General features: G+C 74.6%; 7 protein-coding genes. 5 read left to right on the forward strand and 2 right to left on the reverse strand.

The window, feature by feature from the left end; translation table 11 throughout:
• Positions 1–95 precede the first annotated feature (95 nt).
• The 4 genes from ACIOC0_RS05000 (at position 96) to ACIOC0_RS05015 (ending at position 18,773) form a co-directional block, all read left to right on the forward strand.
• On the forward strand, positions 96–14,042 hold the full coding sequence (locus ACIOC0_RS05000; RefSeq protein ID WP_402152525.1) for an SDR family NAD(P)-dependent oxidoreductase: 13,947 nt from the start codon (positions 96–98) through the stop codon (positions 14,040–14,042).
• Positions 14,043–14,119: 77 nt separating this feature from the next.
• Entirely contained in the window at positions 14,120–16,786 is a 2,667-nt protein-coding gene (locus tag ACIOC0_RS05005) for a thioester reductase domain-containing protein (RefSeq protein WP_402152527.1), read from the forward strand.
• Positions 16,783–17,925, forward strand: a complete 1,143-nt coding sequence (locus tag ACIOC0_RS05010) for an alpha/beta hydrolase (RefSeq protein ID WP_402152529.1) — start codon at positions 16,783–16,785, stop codon at positions 17,923–17,925. The genes ACIOC0_RS05005 and ACIOC0_RS05010 overlap by 4 nt, the downstream gene beginning before the upstream one ends.
• 68 nt (positions 17,926–17,993) lie before the next feature.
• Positions 17,994–18,773: an alpha/beta fold hydrolase gene (locus tag ACIOC0_RS05015; RefSeq protein WP_402152531.1), complete on the forward strand. Its 780-nt coding sequence runs from the start codon at positions 17,994–17,996 to the stop codon at positions 18,771–18,773.
• Between the two features lie 22 nt (positions 18,774–18,795).
• On the opposite strand, the gene ACIOC0_RS05020 is transcribed toward ACIOC0_RS05015, so the two are convergent.
• A complete protein-coding gene (locus ACIOC0_RS05020; RefSeq protein WP_402152533.1) occupies positions 18,796–20,193 on the reverse strand; it encodes a phosphatase PAP2 family protein in 1,398 nt (465 codons plus the stop codon).
• A 143-nt stretch (positions 20,194–20,336) separates the two neighbouring features.
• Positions 20,337–21,956: an alpha/beta hydrolase gene (locus ACIOC0_RS05025; protein ID WP_402152535.1), complete on the reverse strand. Its 1,620-nt coding sequence runs from the start codon at positions 21,954–21,956 to the stop codon at positions 20,337–20,339.
• A 284-nt stretch (positions 21,957–22,240) separates the two neighbouring features.
• On the opposite strand from ACIOC0_RS05025, the gene ACIOC0_RS05030 reads away from it, so the two are divergent.
• A complete protein-coding gene (locus ACIOC0_RS05030) occupies positions 22,241–22,957 on the forward strand; it encodes a chaplin family protein (protein ID WP_402152537.1) in 717 nt (238 codons plus the stop codon).
• Positions 22,958–23,154: the final 197 nt, after the last annotated feature.

Genomic DNA, 23,154 nt, shown 5'->3' on the forward strand with positions numbered 1-23,154 from the left:
CGCGGTCCGCCCCTTGCCCCGGCCCGCGCGCCCTTCACGGTGTGCGCCTCCCGCCGCGCACCCCTTTCCCGAGTTTCCCGAGGACTTGCTTCCCGATGCCTGTGAACCCGTCCCAGCCCGAGACCCCCGAGCCGCTTCCGACGAGCGCCGGGGGCGCGACGCCGGCCGTGGACGTGTCGACCGCCGAGGGCGTGCGCGCCTGGCTGACGGCCGCCGTGGCCGAGGCCGCCGGTCTCGACCCGGCGGGCGTCGGCGCACACCGCCCGATCGCCGAACTCGGTCTGGGATCGAGACAGTTGGTGGCGCTGGGCGCGGACCTCGCCGAGCGGACCGGCCGCACCCTTGACCCGTCCCTCGTCTTCAACCACCCCACGATCGCGGAACTCTCCGACGCCCTCTTCGAGGAGCTGCCCGCACGGCCCGCCGCCTCGGACGCGAAGAGTGCTGAGAACGCGACCGCGCAGCCGTCGCCCGCCGCGACGGACGACGACATCGCCATCGTCTCCATGGCCTGCCGGTTCCCCGGCGGAGCCGACGACCCCGAGGCGCTTTGGCGGCTCCTCGACACCGCCCAGGACGTCATCTCCGAAGCCCCCACCGGCCGTTGGGACACCCGGAACCTCCTCGACCCCGACCCGGAGGCCACCGGCAAGGCCTACACCCTGCGCGGCGGCTATCTCGACGGCATCGACCGCTTCGACGCCCCCTTCTTCGGCGTCTCCCCGCGCGAGGCCGCCGCGATGGACCCGCAGCAGCGCCTCCTGCTCCAGACCGCCTGGGAGACCCTGGAACGCGCCGGCATCGTCCCCGGCACCCTCGAGGGAAGCTCCACAGGGGTCTACATCGGCCTCTACGACAGCGGATACCTCTCCGCGGCCTCTCTCGGACAGCTCGACGGGCACGTCGGCACCGGGTCCGCCGCGAGCGTGGCCTCCGGACGCATCGCCTACACGCTCGGCCTCCAGGGGCCCGCGGTCACCGTGGACACCGCCTGCTCCTCCTCCCTGGTCGCCCTGCATCTCGCGGCGCGGGCCCTCGCGGCGGGGGAGTGCGACCTCGCCCTGGCGGGCGGCGCGACCCTGCTGGTGACCCCCCGCGCGCACGTCGAGTTCAGCCGGATGCGCGGACTGTCGCCGTCCGGCCGGTGCAGTCCTTTCTCCGCCGACGCGGACGGCGTGGTGTGGGCCGAGGGCTGCGGGCTGGTGCTGCTCAAGCGGCTCGCCGACGCGCGCCGGGACGGCGACCGGGTCCTCGCCGTCGTCAAGGGCACCGCCCTCAACCAGGACGGCCGCAGCCAGGGGCTCAGCGCCCCCAACGGGCCCGCCCAGGAACGGGTGCTGCGGGCCGCGCTGGACGCCGCCGGACTGCGCCCGCAGGACATCGACCACGTCGAGGCCCACGGCACCGGCACCCGGCTCGGCGACCCGATCGAGGGCGGTGCGCTCGCCGCCGTCTTCGGGCCCGGCCGCCCCGCCGACCGGCCCCTCGGCGTCGGCTCGCTCAAGTCCAACCTCGGGCACACCCAGGCCGCGGCGGGCATCGCCGGGGTCATCAAGACGGTGCTCGCCCTCAGCCACGAGCGCATGCCCGCGTCCCTGCACGCGGACACGCCCACCGAGCACATCGCCTGGGAGGGCAGCGGGCTGCGCCTGACCACCGACGCCGTGCCGTGGCCGCGCAGCGCGGACTGGGTGCGGCGGGCCGGCGTGAGCGCCTTCGGGATCAGCGGGACCAATGCCCACGTGGTGCTGGAGGAGGCGCCCCTGGACGAGCGGCCCGCGCGAGCGGAGTCCCCCGACTCCCCGACAACACTCCTCTTCCCGCTGTCCGCCCGCAGCCTCCCCGCCCTGCACGGCCAGGCCCGCAGGCTGGCCGACGCCCTGCGCGAGCACCCCGGTACGCCCCTGACCGCCGTCGCCGCGACCCTCGCCCACCACCGCACCCACTTCGAGCACCGCGCCGTCCTCCAGGCGGACGGCCACCGCGAACTCCTCGCGTCCCTCGACGAGTTCGCCCACGGCCGGCCCGACCCGGAGCGCATCGCGGGCCCGCGCCGCACCCTCCCGCCCGGCAAGGTGGCCTTCGTCTTCCCCGGCCAGGGCTCCCAGTGGACCGGCATGGCCCGCGACCTGCTCACCCGCGACCCCGTGTTCGCCGACGAACTCGACCGCTGCGACGGCGCGTTGCGGCCCTTCACCGAGTGGTCCGTCACCGCCGTCCTGCGCGGCGACACCGGCGCACCGTCCCTGGACCGCGTGGACGTCGTCCAGCCGGTCCTGTTCGCCGTGATGGTGTCCCTCGCCGCCGTGTGGCGGGCCCGGGGCGTCAGACCGAACGCGGTCGTCGGACACAGCCAGGGCGAGGTCGCCGCCGCCTGCGTCGCCGGGGCCCTCAGCCTCAACGACGCGGCCGCCGTGGTCGCCCTGCGCTCACAGGCCCTGACCGCCCTGTCCGGCGCCGGCGCCATGGCCGTCGTCGCCCTGCCGCACAGCGAGATCGAGGCCAAGCTCGCGGACCTCGACGGCCGGGTGTCCGTCGCCGCCGTCAACAGCGGCCGCTCCACCGTGATCGCGGGCGAGGTGGCTCCGCTCGAAGCACTCCTCGACGAACTCGACCGTGCGCAGGTGTTCGTCCGCCGCCTCGACGTCGACTACGCCTCCCACAGCGCCCAGGTCGAAGCGGTCCGCCCCGGCATCCTCGACGAACTCGACGGCGTGACCGCCCTCCCGACGTCCGTCGCCTGGTACTCCACGGTCACCGGCGAACCGGTCGCCGACGAACTGGAAGCGGACTACTGGTACGCCAACCTGCGCGAACCCGTCCGCTTCGCGCCCACCGTCGCACGCATGGCCGCCGACGGCTACCGCTGCTTCGTCGAACTGAGCCCGCACCCCTCCCTGTCGACGGCTGTGCGCACCGTCGGCGAGGAGACCGGCCACGACCTGCTCGCCGTCGGCTCACTGCGCCGCGACGCCGACGGGCCCGCCTGCCTGAACCGGGCCGCGGCCGAACTCCACGTCCACGGCCGGGACATCGCCTGGCGCCGCGTCCTGCCCGAGGCGTGCCCCGCCCGGCTGCCCACCTACGCCTGGGACACCGAACGGCACTGGACCGAACCCGAGGGCGCCACCGGCCCCGCCGGGCTCCTCGACCGCGCCGAGCACCCGCTGCTCGGCATCCGGCTCCGGTCCGCGGACGAGACCCGCTGGACCTTCCGCGGCGAGTGGTCCCCGGGCACCGCCGACTGGCTGCCCGACCACACCGTCTTCGGCCGCACCGTCGTCTCCGGCACGACCCTGCTCGAACTGTGCCGCGCCGCCCTCGCCGAGGCCCGCCCCGACGGCCCCGGCGACGTCACCGGCCTGCTCCTCCTCGCCCCCCTCGTCCTGCCCGCGACCGGCACCGTCGAGGTGTCCGTGGAGGTCACCGCCGAGGGCCCCGCGCCCGAGGTCACCGTGCACAGCCGCCCCCGCGGCCAGGAGGCCGCCGGCTGGACCCTGCACGCCACCGCGTCCGGCGCCGACCCGGCCCCCGAGACGCGGGACCGGCCCCCGGCCTGGCCCGAGGACGCGGCGCAGGCCTGGACCCCGGACGCGTACGAACGCCTCACCGGCGTCGGACTCGGCTACGGGCCCGCCTTCCGCGGTGTACGGGAGGCGACGCCGGCCGGGGACGGACGCCTGCTCGCCCGGCTCTCCCTGCCCTCCGCCGCCCGCGACGTGAGCGACCCCTACCCCGTCCACCCGGCGCTGCTGGACGCCGCCCTCCACGTCGCCGCCGCACTCGACGCCCGCGACGACCGGGTGCTGCTGCCCGTCGCCGTGGGCCGCTGCTCCCTGCCGCCCGGCGGAGCCGCCGAGCTGACCGCGGCCGTCCGCCGCACCGGCGCTTCGGACACCGACCTCACCCTCGACGTCACCCTGTGGGACGCCGACGGCTTCCCCGCCGGCCGGCTGGAGGACGTACGCCTGCGCGCGGTGACCCCGGCGGACCTCAGCGCCGGCTCGGAGAACGCGCGGCACCTCTACGAGGTGGCGTGGACGGCCGTCGAGCCCGCGAGGCCCGGCCCGGCGGACGCCGCCTGGGCCGCCGCCGGCGAACCCGGCGCCGTACGGGCGCTGGAGGCAGCCGGGCTGCGGGTCGGCGACACCGCCGCGGACATCGCCGTACGGTTCTGGCCTTCCGCAGAGGACGGTACGCAACCTGCAGCCGCCGCACACGAGTCGGCGGCCACCGCCCTGGCCGAGATCCAGGCGCTCCTCGCCCTCCCGCCCGGGCAGGCGCCCGCCCGGACGGTGTGGGTGACGCACGGGGCGGTCGCGACCGGCGAGTCGGACCCCGTGCCCGGCCTCGCCCAGTCGGTGCTGTGGGGACTGGCGCGCAGCGCCCGGGCCGAACACCCCGACCTCGGACTGACGTTGCTCGACCTGGACCCGGACGCCGACGCGGTGGCGGCACTCCGAGCCGCCACGGCTCTGCCGGAGGAGCCGGAACTCGCGGCCCGGGGATCGGAGTTGCTGGCGCCTCGGCTGGTCCGTGCGCGCGCCGCGGACGGGGGCGCCCTGCCCGTCGACGGCACGGTTCTCATCACCGGCGGCCTCGGCGCCGTCGGCCGGCACATCGCCCTTCTTCTGGCCGAACACGGCGTGTCACAGTTGCTCTTGACGTCACGTCAGGGGCAGTCGGATCCGCGTGCCGTTTCGGCCGTCGCCGAACTCGCCGCCCTGGGCGCGACGGCGGACGTGGTCGCCTGCGACGTGGCCGACGCCGACGCGCTGGCCGCCGTCCTCGCCGGCGTCGGGACCTCGCTGCGCGGAGTGGTCCACTGCGCCGGCGTCCTCGACGACGGAGTGATCGCCGAGCTGACCCCCGAGCGGCTCGCACGGGTGCTGCGGCCGAAGGCCGACGGCGCCGCATATCTGCACCGGCTCACTGCCGGGCTCCCGTTGGAGATGTTCCTGCTGGTGTCCTCCGCCGCGGGCGTCCTCGGCGCCGCCGGCCAGGCCAACTACGCCGCCGCCAACGTCTTCCTCGACCAGCTCGCCCACCACCGGCGCGCCCAAGGGCTGCCCGGCACCTCCGTCTCCTTCGGAGGCTGGGCCGGTGAGGGACTCGCCGCCGAACACGCGGACCTGGACCGCATGGCCCGCCTCGGACACCGCGCCCTCACCCCCGACCAGGGCCGCGACCTGGTCGAACTCTCCCTGCGGCGCGGCGCGCCGCATCTGGTCGCCTGCGCCTTCGACCTGCCTCGGCTGCGCGACACGGTCGCCGACGGCGGCGGGGCCGCACTGTGGCGCTCGCTGCTGCCCGCGCCCCGCGCCACCGGCCGCGACGCCCGCCTCGCCGACCGGCTGGCCGCGCTGCCCGAGCCCGAGCGCGCCGACCGCGTCCTCGCCCTGGTCCGCGAGGAGGCTTCCCGCGCCCTCGGCCTGCGCTCGGCGCAGGCCGTGCCGCCCGACCGGCCGCTGCGCGACCTCGGCATGGACTCCGTGACGGCGGTCGAACTGCGCAACCGCATCGGCGCCCGCCTGGCCGTCAAGCTCCCCGCCACCCTGCTGTTCGACCACCCCACGCCGGACCGCCTGGCCCGTCACCTGATCGACGACGCCCTCGACGGCAGGCGCCGCGAGCCGGCCGGCGCACGAGCCGCCACGACGACACCGGCCCCGGCCGCCGCGCCGCCGGCCGACGAGCCGATCGCCGTCGTGGCGATGGCCTGCCGGCTCCCCGGAGGCGTCGACGACCCGGACGGCCTGTGGCGGCTCGTGGCGGAGGGCCGGGACGCCGTCGGCCCCTTCCCGGCCGACCGCTGGGACGTGGAGTCCCTCTACGACGCCGACCCCGACGCCCCCGGCAAGTCCTACGCCCGCGACGGCGGCTTCCTGGACGACATCGGGTCCTTCGACGCCGGCTTCTTCGGCATCACCCCGAAGGAGGCCGCCGCCATGGACCCCCAGCAGCGGCTGCTCCTGGAGATCACATGGGAGGCCCTGGAGCGCGCCGGGCTCGTGCCCGCCGCCCTCGCCGGCAGCACCACCGGCGTGTACGTCGGCATGTTCGGCAGCGACTACCTGGCCGGCACCCGCCTCGACCAGCTCGACGGGTACGTCGGCACCGGCTCCGCGCTCAGTGTGGCCTCCGGCCGGCTCGCCTACGCGCTCGGCCTGCACGGGCCCGCCCTCACCGTCGACACCGCCTGCTCGTCCTCCCTGGTCGCCACCCACCTCGCCGCCCAGGCCCTCAGGGCGGGGGAGTGCGACCTCGCGCTCGCGGGCGGCGTCACCCTGATGGTGACACCGCAGACGTTCGTGGAGTTCAGCCGGCTGCGCGGACTGTCCCCGACCGGGCGGTGCCGGTCCTTCTCCGACGACGCCGACGGAGCGATCTGGGCCGAAGGCGCCGGCATGCTCGTCCTGAAGCGGTTGAGCGACGTGCGGCGCGACGGCGACGAGGTGCTCGCGGTGCTGCGCGGCACGGCCGTCAACCAGGACGGCCGCAGCCAGGGCCTGTCCGCGCCGAACGGTCCCGCACAGGAGCAGGTGATCCGCCGCGCCCTGGAACTGTCCGGGCTCACGCCCGCCGACATCGACCTCGTCGAGGCGCACGGCACCGGCACCACCCTCGGCGACCCCATCGAGGCCAACGCCCTCTCCCAGGTCTTCCGCGCCGGCCGGCCCGCGGACCGCCCGCTCCACCTGGGCTCCCTGAAGTCCAACATCGGCCACACCCAGGCCGCTTCGGGCGTCGCCGGTCTGATCAAGGTGGTGCAGGCACTGCGCCGCCACACCCTTCCGGCCACCCTCCACGCCGACACCCCGAGCCGCCACGTCGACTGGGACGACAGCGGACTGCGGCTCCTCCACGAGGCCCGGCCCTGGCCGGCGACGGCGGAGCGGGTCCGGAGGGCCGGTGTGAGCGCCTTCGGCATCAGCGGGACCAACGCCCATGTGATCGTGGAGGAGGCGCCTTCCGTCGAGGCCCGCAGTTCGGCCGGCACCGCCCCCGACGCCGACGCCGACGCCGGACTCGAACCCCGCTCGCCGAAAAGGCTGTTCGTGCTGTCCGGGCGAGGTGAGGCAGCGGTGCGCGCGCAGGCCGCGCGGATCGCCGCATACCTCACCGAGGACACCCCGCTGCCCGACCTCGCCCACACCCTCGCCCGGCACCGCAGCCACTTCGAGCGGCGCGCGGCCGTCGTCGCCGGCGACCGGGACGAACTGCGCACCGCACTGGACGCGTTGGCGTCCGGGCGGGCCCCGCTGGCCGCGCCCCGTGAGGAAGGCTCCGGAAAGGTCGCGTTCGTCTTCCCCGGCCACGGCGGCCAGTGGGCGGGCATGGGACTGGAGTCGTACGCCCAGTCGCAGGCGTTCCGGGAGGAGCTGGACCGGATCGACGCGGCCGTGCAGCGGCACGTCGGCTGGTCGGTGCTCAACGTGCTGCGCGCACCCGAGGAGTTCTCCCCGCTGGAGCGCACCGAGTACCTCCAGCCGACGCTGTTCGCGGTCAACGCGGCGCTGGCCGCCGCCTGGCGCGCGCTCGGCGTCACCCCGGACGCCGTGGTCGGCCACAGCCTCGGCGAGATATCCGCCGCCTACCACGCCGGCGCCCTCACCCTCGACGAGGCCGTGACCGTGGTGTCGGGGCGTGCCCAGGCCGTCGTCCCCCACGTCGGACACGGCGGCATGCTCGCGGTGGACCTGCCCCACCATGAAGTGGAGGAACTCCTCGCCCCGTACGCGGGACGGCTGTTCGTCGGCGCAGTCAACAGCGCCCGCTCCACCGCCGTCTCCGGAGAGGCCGACGCGCTGTCCGAACTGGAGCGGCTGCTAGCCGAGCGGGACGTCACCGTCCGCCGGCTGTCGACCCCGTTCGCCTCGCACAGCCCGCTCATGGAACCGCTGCGCGACGAACTCCTCGACCGCTTCTCCGCCGTCCGGGGCGCCCCCGCGGACACCCCGCTGTACTCGGCGGTCCTGGCCGAACCCGTGCCCGGCGACAGCCTCGACGCCGCCTACTGGTACGGCAACCTCCGTCAGCCGGTCCGCTTCGCGGACACCGTGCGGCGCATGCTGGACGACGGCTACCGCCGCTTCGTCGAACTCGGCCCCCACCCGTCCCTCACCGCCTCCGTCGAGGCCGTCGCCGCGGAAGCCGGCGTCGACGCGGTCGCCGTGGGCTCGCTGCGCCGGCGGCAGGACGGCCACGCGGTCCTGCTGCGCCGGGTCGGCGAGCTCTACACCGCCGGACACATCCCCCACTGGCCGGCGCTGTTCCCGCGCGGCCGCCGACTCGACGTGCCCACCTACGCGTTCACCCGCGAACGCCACTGGATCGCCCCCGCCCCGGCGACCCCGTCCGGCGGCTCCCCGCTGCTCGGCACGCACATCGAGGCCGGCGACGAACCGGGACGGCACTTCTTCCAGACCGAACTCGCCCCGCGCGACAGCCGCTTCGCCTACCTCACGGACCACAAGGTCGGCGGCGAGGTCTGGCTTCCCGCCGCCGCCTTCCTCGACATGGCCGTGGAAGCGGCCGCGTCGGTGGGCGACGGCGACGAAGTGCGCCTGGCCGACGTGCGGTTCGTGCGACCGCTGCGCCTCGACGAGGGCACTCCCGTGCGGTTGCAGCTCGTCCTCCGGCCACAAGAGGAGGACGGAGTACGGGAGTTCACGATCTCTTCGGCCGGCGTCGGCGGGCTGTGCTGGGAGACCCACGTCACCGGCCGGATCGTCGCGGACACGGACGCCGGCACCGAAGCCGTGCCCGTGCCGCGCCTCGACGAGACGCGTGCCGCATGCCCGGAGAGCGTCCGACTCGACGACATGTACGCCCGGTTGGGCTCCCTCGGCATCGACTACGGGAGCGCCTTCCGCAACCTGGAATCGGCTCACCGCGGTCCTGCCGCCGCCGTCGGCCGCCTCGCCGAGCGGCCCGCGGCCGGTCATCTCCTCCATCCCGCCGTCCTGGACTCCGCCTTCCACACCGCCGCCCTGCCGGCGGACGCGCCGGACGGGCGCGCGTTCGTCCCGGCCGGCTTCGGCCGCGTCCGCGCCGCCGGACGCCGTGGCACACCCGTCTGGGCGAGCTGCGAACTGCGGTCGGTGACCGGCGACACCGCCACCGTCGACCTGCGGCTGTGGGACGCCGACGAACAACTCCTGTTGGAGATCACCGACTTCCGCCTCACCGCCCTTTCTCCGCTGGACGGCGCCCTCTTCGAGACCCGCTGGCAGTCCCGCCCGGCCGCCCAGGCCGCGCCCGCCGAGGGCGGCTGGCTGCTGCTGGTCGACGGGACGGGAGCCGAGGCGGCAGGAGCCGGTGCGACCGGCAACGGCGGGACGGCGACCGAGGGGATCGTGACCAGCGGGAATGCGGACGGTGGGATCCTGACCGGCAGGACCGTGACAGACGGGACCGCCGTCGCCGAGGATCTCGCCGCCCGCCTGGCCGCGTCCTCCGTGCCGTACGTCCTCGCGCGCAGAGGCGCCGAGTTCGGCGTCGAGGGCCCCGGGCGGTACGTCCTCGACCCCGCCGACCCGGCCCACCTCGCCCGTCTGCTCGACGAGGCCTTCCCCGAGGCCCCGCCGGCGCACGTCGTCCAGCTCGCCGCGCTCGACGCCCCGGCCGTCGCCGACGGGCCGAGCGCCGAGGAAGCGGCCCGGCGGTGCTGCCTGAGCACACTGCACCTCGTGCGCGCGCTCACCGACCACCCGCGGGGCCGCGTCCCGCGCCTGTTCGTCGTGGTCCGCGGCAGCCAGGCCGCCGGGGACAGCGAACAGGTCACCCACCCGCAGCAGGCCCTCGCCTGGGGTTTCGGCCTCGCGGTCGCGCAGGAGCACCCCGAGCTGTCGACCACCCTCGTCGACCTGCCACCGGCCGGCGGTGCCGACTCCCTGTGGACCCAGCTGCGGCACGCCGACGACGAACGCCTGGTCGCGCTGCGGGAGTCGGGCCGGTTCGTGCCCCGCCTGGCCCGCACCCGCCCCGACAGCGACGGCGGGCCCGGCCTCACCCTCGACGGCGTCCATCTGATCACGGGCGGCCTGGGCGGCCTCGGCCGCGTCGTCGCCGAACGGATGGTCCGGCGAGGTGTCCGCCGCCTCGCCCTGATGAGCCGCGGTGCCCCCGCCCCGAAGGCCCGGGACTGGATCCGGGGCCTGGAAGAGCGCGGCGTCACCGTGCACCTCGCCCGCGCCGACGTGGCAGACCGCGCGCAACTGACGGCAGCCCTGGACGCCGTACGACGAGAAACCGGACCCGTCGTGGGCATCGTGCACGCGGCCGGCGTCCTCGACGACGCGACGCTCGCGAACCTGACCGACGAGCGGGTCCTGCGCGTCCTGGCACCGAAGGTGCTGGGCACCGCGCTGCTCACCCAACTCGTGCCAGATGCAAGGAAATTGATCCTGTTCGCGTCGGCGGCCGGGCTGCTCGGCTCACCCGGCCAGAGCCCCTACTCGGCGGCGAACGCGTTCCTCGACGCCTGGTCCCACCATCTCGCGCGCACCGGACGGCGGGCGCTCAGCCTCGACTGGGGCGCCTGGTCCGGCGTCGGCATGGCCGCCGAGTCCGACGTCCGAGCCGCCGCGACGGGGCGCTCCGGACTGATCGCCTTCTCCCCGCAGGAGGGCGGCGAGCTGTTCGACCGCGTACTGGACACCTCCCGCCGCCAACTCGCTCCCATGACACTGGACTTCACCCTCCTCGAACTGGACCCGGACGCCGTGCGCACCCGACCGGTCCTCGCCGGGCTGGTCACCGCCCCCACCGCGAGCGGTGACGCGGACGGCCTGGTGCGCAAGGTGTTCGCCGCGACGACCGACACCGACCGCCTCACCTGGGTGGAGGCATACGTCCGCGCCCGCGTCGGCGAGGTATCCGGCGGCCTGGTCGACACCTCCGCGACCACCGCGCTCAAGGAACTCGGCCTGGACTCCCTGATGTTGCTGCGGCTGCGCAACGCCTTCGCCCGTGAACTCGGCGTGGAACTGCCCACGGCGGAGCTGTTCGCCGCCTCCGACGTCCGGAGCCTCGCGCGAACACTGGCCGCCGCTCTGCCCGACCGGGCGGCCGACCCGGCCGCCGCCGGCCCGAGCACCGCCGCCGGTGCGGGGGCCCACCCGGGCGACGGCCAGGAGGAGGGCGCACCGGAGAGCGAGACCCACCCCGCCACCCGTGACGTCGTACGCCTGCTGCGCAGCGCCGGACCCGGCATGCCGCAGGCCGCCCACGCGGTCGGTCTCGCCGTACACCTCACCACGCCCACCGACCGCGAGACGCTCACCGGCATCCTCACCCGCCTCGCCGCCCGCCATGCCGCCCTGCGCACAGCCGTCGTGACCGGCGCCGAGGGGCGGGAGCTGAGAGTCGTCCGGGAGCCGGAACAGCCGTTGCTGCGCTGGACGGCCGTGTCCTCGCAGGTCGAACCGGCGGACCGGCTGCGGGAGTTGCTGGAGCCGCCGTTCGACCTCGCCACCGCGCCCCTGTGGCGGTTCGAGCTGCTGGACGCCGGGGCCCGGGGCCAGACGCTCGTCTTCGGTGCGCACCACGCCGTCAGCGATCTCCAGTCCCTGCTGCTGGTGACGAGCGAGATCGACGCCGAACTGGCCGGCGTCCCGCTCAGCGGCGACCCCGTCAACCGGGACGTCCACCTCCTGATCTCCGCCCAAGGGGACGGCGAGGGCGCCGTGAGCGAGGACTGGCGCGAGGCCTTCGAGGGCGTCGAACGGCTCGACCTGACGCTCTCCGCGCCCCGCCCGGACCGGCGCTCCTACCGCGCCGGAAGCGTCACCCTTGCGCTGCCTGACGGCCTCATGGACCGGGTGTCGAAGGCCGCGAGCCGCCTCACCGTCACACCCGCCGCCTTCTGCCTCGGCACGCTCACCGTGCTGCTGGCGCGCGAGCGGCAGAGGGAGCGGTTCGCGCTCGCCGTGCCGGTGGACACCCGCGTCCACGCTGACGCCTTCGACGCGGTGGGCTTCTTCGGCGTGCCGGTGCCCTTCCCGGCCGAGGCGCGGTCGGCGGAGCCGGTGGCGGACGTGCTGCGCCGCACCGACGGCCGGCTGCAACGGCTGCTGGCCAAGGGCGCCATGTTCTCGGACGTCCTCGCCACCCTGGCCCGCCAGGGCCTCCACCGGGCGAACGCTCCGCTGGTGGAGGTCTACTTCAACTTCGTCCGCCACGGTGGCCGCCTGAGGAACCTCGACGTGCTGCCGGCCGGGACGGGCTACTCCGACCTCGACCTGATGGTCACCCTCACCCCGGACGCCGACCGGCTCCGGCTCGACCACAACCTCGACATCATCGACGCGCGCGCCGCGAAGGGGCTGGGGGACCGGTTCCTGCGGCTGCTCGGGGAGGCGGCGGACGACGCGTCGGGATCGGTGGGCCCGCCGCCCGCCGGGGCGCAAGCCACGCCGGAGCGGGCCGCGGCCGTGTCCTCGCTCGCCGAGCGGCCCCGCTCCCTCGCCCTCGCCGCCACCTTCGCCCTCGGCCACCTCCCGCCGATGTGCGAGGCGGCCCTCGCGAGCGGCGGGGCGCCCGTCGGCCTCACGGTCGCCGAAGCGCCGTACCACCAGGTGCTCGCCGCCCTGCGCGACCCCTCGGGCGTCTTCGCCGATCCGGCGACGGCGGCGGGCGCCGTACTCCTGCGGGCCCGGGACCTGGAACGGTTCGGCCCGGTGGACGACTCCCTCCTCGCCGAACTGCGCGCCCAGTACCCGGCAGCGCTGCGCGCCCTGGCCGAACGCACCCGCAGGCCGTTGATCGTCGGCTTCCCGCCCTCGGCCGGCGTCGACGACCGCCTCGCACGCTGGGAGCGCGCGATCGCGGAGGAACTCACAGGTCTACCGGGCATCGCGGTGCTCGGACCCGACGACTGGACCCGCCACCACACCGTCGACGACCGCTTCGACGAGCGCACCGAGCGCCTGGCCCACCTGCCCTTCACTCCACATTTCCAAGCGGCGGTGGCCCTGACCCTCGCCGAGACGGTCCGGGCGGTGCTGCGGCCCGCGCCGAAAGTGATCGCCGTCGACGGCGACCAGACGCTGTGGAGCGGGGTCGCAGGGGAGATCGGGCCCGAGGCCGTCGGCCTGTCCGGGCCGCGCGCCCTGTTCGCCCGCCGTCTGCTCGCCTGGCGCGAGGCGGGCGCGCTGCTCGCGCTCGTCAGCAACAACGACGAGGAGACCGTCCGCGCCGTCCTCGACCGGCCCGACAGCCTGCTCGAGCCCGGCCACTTCAGTGTGCTCTCCGCCGCCTGGGGCCCCAAGCCGACCCGTCTGACGGAGGCTGCGCGCTCCCTCGGCCTCGGCGTGGACAGCTTCCTGTTCCTGGACGACAACCCGGCAGAGATCGGCAAGATGCGCGCGGCGCTGCCCGAGGTGCTGTCGGTGACCGTCCCGCCCGAGGACCGACTGGAGAGCTTCGTGCGCCGGTTGTGGCCGCTCGTGCCGGCCGCGGCCACGGCCGAGGACGCGCTGCGGGCCCGTTTCTACGACCAGGAACGCCAACGGGACGCCGTCCGGGAACAGGCCGGCTTCGCCGACTTCCTGGACGGGCTGGAACTCGAGGTCGACGTGCGCCCCCTGGGCGAGGACGACGTACGGCGGGCCGACCAACTCGTGCACCGCACCAACCAGTTCACCCTGCGCGCCCGGTCGGCCGACGGCGGCGACCTCGAACGATGGCGGCAGCGCGGCGAGGTGTGGACGGCCGCCGCGCGGGACCGTTTCGGCGACTACGGACAGATCGGACTGCTCGCCGTGCGCGCCGAGGGCGACCGACTCGACGTGCTGGCCTGGCTGATGAGCTGCCGTGCCCTCGGACGGGGCGTGGAGGAAAGGCTGTTGGGCTGGCTCGCCGACTGCGCCGACGAACTGGGCTGCGCCAAGGTCCGGTTGACGGCGGAACGCACTCCGCGCAACGCGCCCGCCCGCCGGATCGTGGCCGCCCTCGGGGGCGGCCGGCCGGACGACGAACGGCTGGAGGCCGTGGTCGCCCCGGAACACCTGCGGGCGTTCCGTTCCTGGGAACAGTGAGGACCCCGCGCCGCCGCTCCGGATGCGGCGCGGAAGAGGAAGGACCGTGCACACCGTGAAGGGCTTCGATGCGTGACATGAACGAGGACGCGGCGACGAACGCCGGGCAGCGGGCGACCGCCGAGGCCATCGAGCGGGGCGGGAGCGGGCTCGGCGTCACCGAACTGCTGGCCTTGGTCATGCCGGCGACCCGGGAACCGGCGGGGGAGGAGGGGCAGTTGACCCCGGAGACCCCGGAGACCCGGGAGACGCCGGAGACGCCGGAGACGCCGGAGGCCCGGGAGGCCCGGGAGGCCCGGGAGGCCCGGGAGACGCCGGAGACGCCGGAGACCCGGGAGACCCAGGAGAGCCCGGAGAGCCCGGAGAGCCCGGAGAGCCCGGAGGCCCCGGCCACCCCCGCCCTCGCCCCGGCCACCCCCGCCCCGGACGTCCACGCCCTCGCCGACGCCATCGCCGCAGCGGCCGGCCGCTATCTGCCCGAGGGCCGCCTCGCCCCCGACGCCGACTTCTTCGACGCGGGCGGCAGTTCCGTGCACGCCGTCGAACTCGCGGCGGATCTGGAGCGCGACCTCGGCGTGGAACTGGACCTCGACGACGTGTTCGCCGACGCCCGCCCCCTCAGCCTGGCCCGGCGCTGGCTGCGGACGAACCCCGGCCATGAACCGCACCCGGCCGTCGCCCCACCACGCCCGCCGGCCCCGGCCCCGCAAGCCGCCCCGCAGACCGCCCCGGCCTCCGCCCCGCAGACCGCCCCGGTCCCGGCCGGACAAGCCGCCCCCACCGTCGCCCCGCAAGCCACCTCGGCCTTCGCCGCGCAGACCACCCCCGCCTCCACCACGCGGCCCGCTTCCGCCCCCGCTACGTCCCCCCGCCCGACACCCCCCGCCCCCCACTCCGGCCGAACCTCCGCCCGCCCCGAGGACCTCGACCAGATCCTGGCCGATCTCGCCCTCGCCGACCGTCTCCCCTTCGTCCGCTCGCCCGAGCCTCTGCCGCCCCGCCGGATCCTGCTCACCGGGGCGACCGGCTTTCTCGGCGGCCACCTGCTGCTGGACCTGCTCCGGCACAGCGACGCGCACGTGTACTGCCTGGTCCGGGGCGCCGACGAGGAGGCGGCGACCGCGCGCCTGGCCGAGCAGTTGCGCGGCTACCTGCTGCCGTGGAACGGGGAGGTCCGCCGCCGGGTCACCGTCCTGCCCGGTGACATCCGCCGCCCCCGCCTCGGCCTGTCCGAGGAACTGTGGGACACCCTCGCCCACGAACTGGACGCCGTCGTCGGCGTCGCGGCGGCCGTCGACTTCCTGCGCGGCTACCAGTCGCTGCGGACGAGCAACGTCCTGGGCGCCCTCACCCTGGCCGGACTCGCCACCGCCGGACGCCCGAAGCCGCTGCACCACATCTCCTCGATCGCCGTCTTCAACGAGGTCGGCATCACCTCCATGGGCGAGGACGACCCCCTCGCCCACGTCGACGACCTCGTGGCGGGCTACGACCAGTCCAAGTGGGCCGCAGAGGTCGCTCTGCGCCGCGCCCGCGACCACGGACTGGTCGTCTCCGCCCTGCGCCCCGGCGGCATCGGCGGCCACACCCGGACCGGCGCCCACAACCCGCTGGACCTCAGCAGCGGCCTGATCTCGGCGTTCGGCCGCTTCCGCACCGTACCGGCGTTCCGCAACCTCAACGTGGCCCCCGTGGACTGGGTGAGCCGGGTCGCCGCGGCCGTCGTCTGCGAACCCGACGCCTGGGGCTTCGACTACAACCTCACCGGCGTGCCCAACACCCTCGACGACGTCGTCCGGGACATGGCCTTCGGCGGCATGCACGTGCGCGTGCACGGCTGGGACGAGTGGCGCGGTGACACCCTGGCCCGCCTGGAGGCCGAGCCGGTCCCCGAACTGAACTTCCTCAGCCGGGTGTTGCAGAGCCCCACCGCCCTCAAGCTGTGCGAGGCCACGCTCACCGGCCCGGCCGCGAGCGCCGAACGCACCGACGCCCTCGTCGAGGCCCTCGGCCTGCCGCCCGCCGCCCGCTACGACGCCCGCGCCCAGCTGAAGACGTTCGAGAAGCTCGCCGACGACGGCCTCGCCCGGCTCCCGGACAAGAACGACCAGCCCTACCTGTGGTTCTCGGAGACCACCGAGGGCAGCGTGCGTGCCAGCACGGCCGCGGACGGCACGCTCTCGCCCTGTTCGATGTCCCTCACCCTCTCCATCGCGAGCATGCACCAACTCGTCAAGGAGCGCCGCGTGGACGTCACCGGCGAGGTCGTCTGCCCCGCCGTCCACCCCGCACCGCTCACCGTCGAGCACGGAGACGTCTGGGTCCGCCCCGAGGAGGGCATCCCGCAGCAGCACGGCATGCGGCACCGACTCCTGCGCTACCGGCTGCGGTTGCGTGACGCCGACGGCCGAGTGTGGTGGCTGGAGGGACACAAGCACGCCCGGGCCCGCCGCGACGTCTGGCGCCAGACCCGTGCCCTCACCGTCGAGCTGGGCCGCGAGGGCGAACCGGCCACGCTCACCGGCGAGGTCGTCGTCCCCGCCGACTCCTACGTCCGCGACCAGATCGACGGCATCCAGGTCGCCCCCCACCTCACCGCACGGGAGAAACGCGCCGCCAAGCTGACCTGGCTCGCCTGGTTCGGCCTGGAGATGGGCCGCGGCCTGCTCGGGCCGTTCGCCCGCGCCGCCGCCGACCTGCTCGACCTGCGCCGCACCCCGAACACCACGGAGCACCACCGATGATCTTCAGAACGCCCCCGGCCACCCGCCGCCCCTTGCGCAGGGTCAGGACGGCCCCCGCCCTGCGCCCCCTGCGCCACCGCCTCGACCCGGCCCGCGTCGAGGAGATCCCGTTCCACGCGCCGGACGGCGTCCGCCTCGGCCTCACCCGCATCGGCGACGGCCGCGCCGGCGACACCGACCGGCCCGCCGTGCTCCTGCTGCACGGACACACCGCGTCGTCCGACATGTTCCTGCTCCCCGAGACCCGCAACCTCGTCGACGCCCTCCTCGACGACGGCTACGAACCGTGGCTGCTGGACTGGCGCGGCAGCTGCCGCCTGCCCTACAACGAGACCGGTCAGCGCTACACCTACGACGACGTGGCCCTGTACGACATCCCCGCGGCCGTCGACCACATCCGCGGGCGCATCGGCGAGCGCCCCCTGTTCGCGGTCGCCCACTGCATCGGCTCCCTGACCCTGTCGCTCTCCCTCACCGCAGGCCTCGTCCCCGGCCTCGCCGGCGTGGTCTCCCAGGGCGTCTTCCTCACCCCGAAGCTGGCGGGCCGCACCTCCCTGTGCATGACGATCGCCGGGGAGCTGCTGAAGACGCGGATCGACCACATCCCCGTCGACTTCCGCAAGGTCGGCCTCCGCTCCCGCTACACCCCCCTGTTCGCGCTGGCCGCCCGCAAGGCGGACTGCCCCGACCCCACCTGCCAGATACTGCACCACTCGGCCTGGGGCACCGGCGCCTCCCTCTTCGTCCACGAGAACCTCGCCGACGCCACCCACGACCGGCTCGCCGACCTGCTCGGTCCGGCCCCGCTGTGGATCCTGCCCCATCTGCGCCGTATCGAGCTCGCGCGCACCGTGGTCCGCTGGCACGACACCGACCACCGCTACCGGGCCCTGCCGCCCAACGCGCTCGACGCGGCCGCCCGCATCGACACGCCCGTGCTGCTGCTCGCCGGCAGCGACAACGGCCTCTGGCTCGACTCCCAGCGGCTGTGTCACGACGTCCTCGCCCGTCGGCAGCCCCAGCTCGACGTGCGATACACCGAGATCCCCGGCTACGGCCACCTCGACACGTTCATCGGCCGGGGCGCCGCCCTCGATGTCTTCGGCCACATCCTCGACTTCCTCGGCGAACGCCGGTGACGCGGACCCCGGCGGCCGGTTACGGTACGCGTCAGTAACCAGAGGGCACCGCACCGCAGGAGGGCACCATGCCGCAGCTCGAAGTCGCCGGCGCAGCACTGACGTACGACGACGAGGGCCCGCGCGACGGCGACACGGCTCCCCTGGTCTTCGTGCACGGCTGGACGGCGAACCGGCACCGCTGGGACCACCAGGTGGCGCACTTCTCCGAGCGGCGCCGGGTGATCCGGCTCGACCTGCGCGGGCACGGCGAGAGCAGCGGGGCGGGCGTGAAGACCGTCGACGAGCTGGCCGAGGACGTCCTCGCCCTCCTCGACCACCTCGGGGTCGAGCGGTTCGTCCTCGTCGGCCACTCGATGGGCGGGATGATCTCGCAGACGATCGCCCTCGCCCACCCGGAGCGGGTCGAGCGGATGGTGCTGGTGAACTCCATCGGCCGGATGGTCTACAGCAGAGGCAGAGGCCTGCTCATGGCCGTCTCCACCCTCGTGCCGTTCAAGCTGTTCGTCGCCGCCAACATCCAGCGCGCCTTCGCGCCCGGCTACCCCCGCGAGGAGATCCGCTCGTACGTGAAGTCCTCCGCGGACACCCCGCGCGAGGTGGTCATGACGCTGTACGGCGCGATGCGGGCCTTCGACCTCCTGGACCGGGCGGGGGAGATCCGCACCCCGACCCTGATGATCCACGGCTACCACGACGTCCAGCTGCCGCTGCGGCAGATGCTGCGCATGGCCAAGGCCTACCCGGACGCCACGGTCCGCGTCCTCGACGCCGGCCACGAACTGCCCGTGGAGAAGCCCGCCGAGCTGACCGCCGCGATCGACGCGTTCGTGACCGCCGCCCGCTGAGGCGCCCGGCTCAGGCGGCGGCTCACAGGACGATCTCGGACGCCTCGCTCCGCGTCTGCGCCGGAACTCCCGGCGCGGCGCCGTCCGGCGCGGGGGGAGCCTCGGGCCCCCGCGCCGCGGCGTCCCGCGCGTCCCACAGCCGGATCGTGCGGACGTAGCCGTACACGACCGAGGCCGTCGCCAGGAGGAGGAGCGGTCCGAACACCCACGGGTGGTCGGCCATCTCCTGCGGCAGCCACCGATAGGACGCCAGCAGCGCGACGAACACGGTCGCCCCGTGCGCGACGAACCGGATACCCGACCGGTCCCAGCCGCGGTCGAAGGTGCGCAGCCCCACCTCGACGGTGAGTGCGAACACCACGCCGGCGATCAGGTCCGCGCCGTAGTGGTAGCCGAACCCCAGCGTCGCCCCGAGCGTGGCGGCGAGCCAGAAGACGCCCGCGAAACGCAGGGCGCGCGGCCCCCTGCGGGAGTGGAGGAAGATCGTGGTGGCCCACGCGGTGTGCAGGCTGGGCATGCAGTTGCGGGGGGTGACGTCGTCGTACGGCATCGGCCGGGGGACGCCGAGCTGCGGCGGTGTGTCCGGCCAGATGTCCGCCCACGCCCAGTGCCCGCCGCCGGTGCCGAAGGCGCCCGTGCCGTAGGCGAAGACCGGCCCGACGACCGGGAAGACCATGTAGACGGCCGGCCCGAGCAGCCCGATCACCAGGAAGGTGCGGACCAGGTGGTGGCGGGGGAAGCGGCGCTCGGCCGCCACGCGGCGCAGCTGGTACAGCGCGACGACGACCGCGGCCACCGCGAGCTGGGCGTAGACCCAGTCGAGCAGATGGGGGCCCACCGGGGCGGTGGCCCTGACGAGCCGGCCGGCCAGCCACGACGGGTTGCCCAGCGCGTGATCGGCGGTGACCACGTACTGGTCGAGCACCGTCGGGCGGGTCTTCGACGTGATGAGCAGCCAGGTGTCGCCGGTCTTGCGGCCCGCCACCAGCAGCAGCCCCAGCCCCACGCCCTTCAGCAGCAGCACGCGTTCGGGACCGGCACGGCGCGTGACGGCCACGACCGCGCACCCAAGGATCACCCACAGCGCGCCGTTGCCGAAGGGGTTCCCGGAGGTGACCTCGATGCCGAGCGCCCACCGCGTCAGCGCGAAGACGACGTCGATGCCGACGGCGGCGCCGAACGCGATGAGCCGCTGCCGCCAGGTGAGGACCGCCATCGTCAACGCCATGCCGGCGTACAGCAGGAATCCCGACTTGGGCGCGAGCACCACTTCCTGCGCCTGTGTGGAGATCGGTCCCGGCAGACCGTAGTGACGCGCGGCGATCTCCAGCGCGACGAGGAACGCGACGGCCACCGCGCCGGCCGTGGCCCACAGCATCGTCCTCGGTCGCCGCGCGGCGGACCCGATGCCGTCCTTCATGTGCGAGAACACCCGCGCTGCTGTGCTTTTCAATGTGCGTGAGGCCGATGTGTGAGTCATTGACAGGTTCGAACATGCTAACGGAGCTGATTGATCGGTCAGGCGGAAGCAGCCGGATTCGCCGCGGCCGTCGCATGGGCCCTTCAGTCGTCCTCCTCTTCCTCCCCGCAGGAGCTGCCGTTCGGCGGCAGGGTGCCGAAGAGCAGGAAGTCGTCGATCTTGCGATGCACGCACTTCGACGAGCCGTAGCCGGTGTGACCGTCGCTGCGGTTGTCCAGCACCACGGCGGACGGGCCGAGCCGCTTCGCCGTCTCCACCGTCCAGCGGTACGGCGTCGCAGGGTCCCCGCGCGTGCCGACCAGCAGCATCTTCGCCGTGTCGAGGTCCTTGACGTCGTCGCGGATGTAGTCCGTCCCCTTGGGGCGGCCGTAGCACAGCAGGACCTGAGTGAGGCGGTACTGCCCGAAGATCGGCGACGCCTGCTCGTAGGCGGCACGCAGACGCTTCAGGTCGGCGGTGACCTGCTGAGCACTGGGCCGGTCGGGATCGTCGGCGCAGTTGACCGCCATCAGCGCCGCCGGGAGGTTGTCGAGGGGCACGTCCTCGGGGTCCACGAGCCCGCCGTCCGGGTCGTCGTCCCCCGAACGGGTCCTGCCCGGCTCGCCCTTGACCGGCAGGGCCAGGCCGCCCGTCGCGAACGCCATCACACCGCTGGTGTCGCCGCTCTCGACGAGCTGCGCCAGCGCCCGCTCCAGCGACGGCCACAGTTTGCTGCTGTAGAGCCCCTGACCCATGGCGCCGACGAGATCCTGCCCGGTGAAGGGCTCACCGAAGTCCGTGGGCACCGGGTCCTTGTCCAGTGAGCGCACCAGCTGTTCGACCAGCTCCCGGCCCTTGCGCGGATCCTGGCCGAACGGGCAGGCGATGTCCTTCGCGCACCAGTCGACGAAGTCATCCAGCGCCGTCTGCTGCCCCCGCGCGCCGGCGATGCCCTGCTCGGCGAGCGGCTCGGTCAGCGTGTCCACGCCGTCCAGGACCAGCCGGCCCACCCGGTGCGGGAACTGGGCGGCGTAGACCGCGCCGAGCCGGGTGCCGTAGGAGAAGCCCAGGTAGTTGAGCTTGTCGTCGCCGAGCGCCTGCCTCATGACGTCCAGGTCGCGGGCCGCGTCGACCGTGCCTATGTGCGGCAGCACCGGCCCCGAGTGCTCGGCGCACATGGCGGCCGCCCGCTTCAGCAGGTCCAGCATCGCGCGCGGGTCGTGCAAGTCGGCCTGTTCGTCGTCCAGGGCGGTGAACGCGTTGCTCTCTCCGTCGCCGCAACTGACCGGGGAGGACCGGCCGACGCCACGCGGATCGAAGGTCACCACGTCGTAGCGGTCGGTGAGCTCCATGAACTCCTTGCCGCCGACGGCGAGCTGGGGAACGCCCGGGCCGCCGGGCCCCCCGAAGTTCAGCAGCACCGAGCCGCGGCGGTCGCCCGTCGCCCGGTACCGGGCGAGCGCCAGGTCCAGGCTGCCCGCCTTGGGGTGGGCGTAGTCCAGGGGGACGGTCACCTTGCCGCACTGCAGGTCGTCGGGCCATTGTTCGATCCCGCACCGCCCCCAGGCGACCTTCTGCGCGTAGAACCGGGCCGTCCCCGGGGCCGGGTCCGCGTCCGCAGCGGCGACGGCCGCCGGCAGCCCCGCGCCCAGCAGGGCCAGCGCGGCGGCCGCGGCGAGCGCGCCGCGGCGCCGTGCGGTCCCCCTCGACAGCTTGGCCAGCATAAGTGCCTCCAGGGACGCCCCACAGCGGACCGGGACGGCGTCGTCGCCCACGATAGGCGGGCCACGGAACACCCGCCTCCGGAGCGGCCCGAGGAGCACGGCGTGCCTTCCCGCAGGCCCCCGCACCCCCCCGCCCGATCTTCATTTCTTCACCCTTGCTATTACTCCGACGGCGGTGCCGTCCGATGGGGTGAAAGAACGCGGGGCCATAACGCGAGAGGTTTCGTCGGCGTTCTACCCGGTGCGGGCGAGTGCCCGCGACCATGTCTGGAAGGCAGGGACCCATGAAACGGGTTACCCGAAACGGTGTGATCGCCGTCGCCGCCGCCTCGGGCGCGATGGCCATGACACTGCCCGCGTTCGCCGACTCCGGGGCGGACGCCCTGGCGGCAGGCTCGCCCGGAGTCGTCTCCGGCAACAACGTCCAGGTGCCGGTGCACATCCCGCTGAACCTGTGCGGGAACACCGTGAGCGTGGTGGGAGCACTGAACCCCGCCTTCGGCAACACCTGCGTCAACAAGGGCTCGCGCCCGGAGACGGCCGAAGGCGCGGCGCAGAACAGCGGCGGCTCGGCGGCGTCGAGTGTCACGAAGGGCTCGCCGGGAGCCGTCTCCGGCAACGGCATTCAGCTGCCGGTCGACCTCCCGGTCAACGCCAGCGGCAACAGCGTCAACCCCGGCGGCGTGCTGAACCCGACGTTCGGCAACACCTCCGTCAACACCACGGACGAGGAGCAGCCGCCCCGGGCCGAGCCCAAGCCCGAGCCGCCGGTCCGGCACACCCCGCCGGCCGCGTCCCAGCCCGGCCCGACGAAGGCCGTCCCGCCGGCGCGGGCTCCCCAGGCGCCGCAGCCGAAGCCGCACGAACTCGCACCCCGGACCGAGGCCTCCCTCGCCGAGACCGGCGCGGGAACCACCGGGGCCGCCCTCGCGGGCAGTGCGGCCCTCGTCCTGGGCGGGGCGGTGCTGTATCGCCGCTACCGGCCGGCAGCGGGGCGCTGACCCGCACGGGACACCGCCTGCGGCGGGGCGGTGCGGCGAGGCGCGGAACACTCCACGCCCGCCCCCGCCCCGCCGGCTGGCGCCGCGTGACCAGGGGGCAGGGCATCTCGGCGAGGACGGCAGGGAGAAGATCGTCCACGACACAGTGTCCGCCCGCCTGGAAGGAACCGACGAGATCATGCACGTCATAGCGGCCC

The organism is Streptomyces sp. NPDC088254 (genome assembly GCF_044740925.1).
GTDB lineage: Bacteria > Actinomycetota > Actinomycetes > Streptomycetales > Streptomycetaceae > Streptomyces.

Coding starts and splice junctions, on each gene's coding strand:
- ACIOC0_RS05000 (WP_402152525.1), top strand. CDS start 96: ATGCCTGTGAACCCGTCCCAGCCCGAGACCCCCGAGCCGCTTCCGACG.
- ACIOC0_RS05005 (WP_402152527.1), top strand. CDS start 14,120: ATGAACGAGGACGCGGCGACGAACGCCGGGCAGCGGGCGACCGCCGAG.
- ACIOC0_RS05010 (WP_402152529.1), top strand. CDS start 16,783: ATGATCTTCAGAACGCCCCCGGCCACCCGCCGCCCCTTGCGCAGGGTC.
- ACIOC0_RS05015 (WP_402152531.1), top strand. CDS start 17,994: ATGCCGCAGCTCGAAGTCGCCGGCGCAGCACTGACGTACGACGACGAG.
- ACIOC0_RS05020 (WP_402152533.1), bottom strand. CDS start 20,193: ATGAAGGACGGCATCGGGTCCGCCGCGCGGCGACCGAGGACGATGCTG.
- ACIOC0_RS05025 (WP_402152535.1), bottom strand. CDS start 21,956: ATGCTGGCCAAGCTGTCGAGGGGGACCGCACGGCGCCGCGGCGCGCTC.
- ACIOC0_RS05030 (WP_402152537.1), top strand. CDS start 22,241: ATGAAACGGGTTACCCGAAACGGTGTGATCGCCGTCGCCGCCGCCTCG.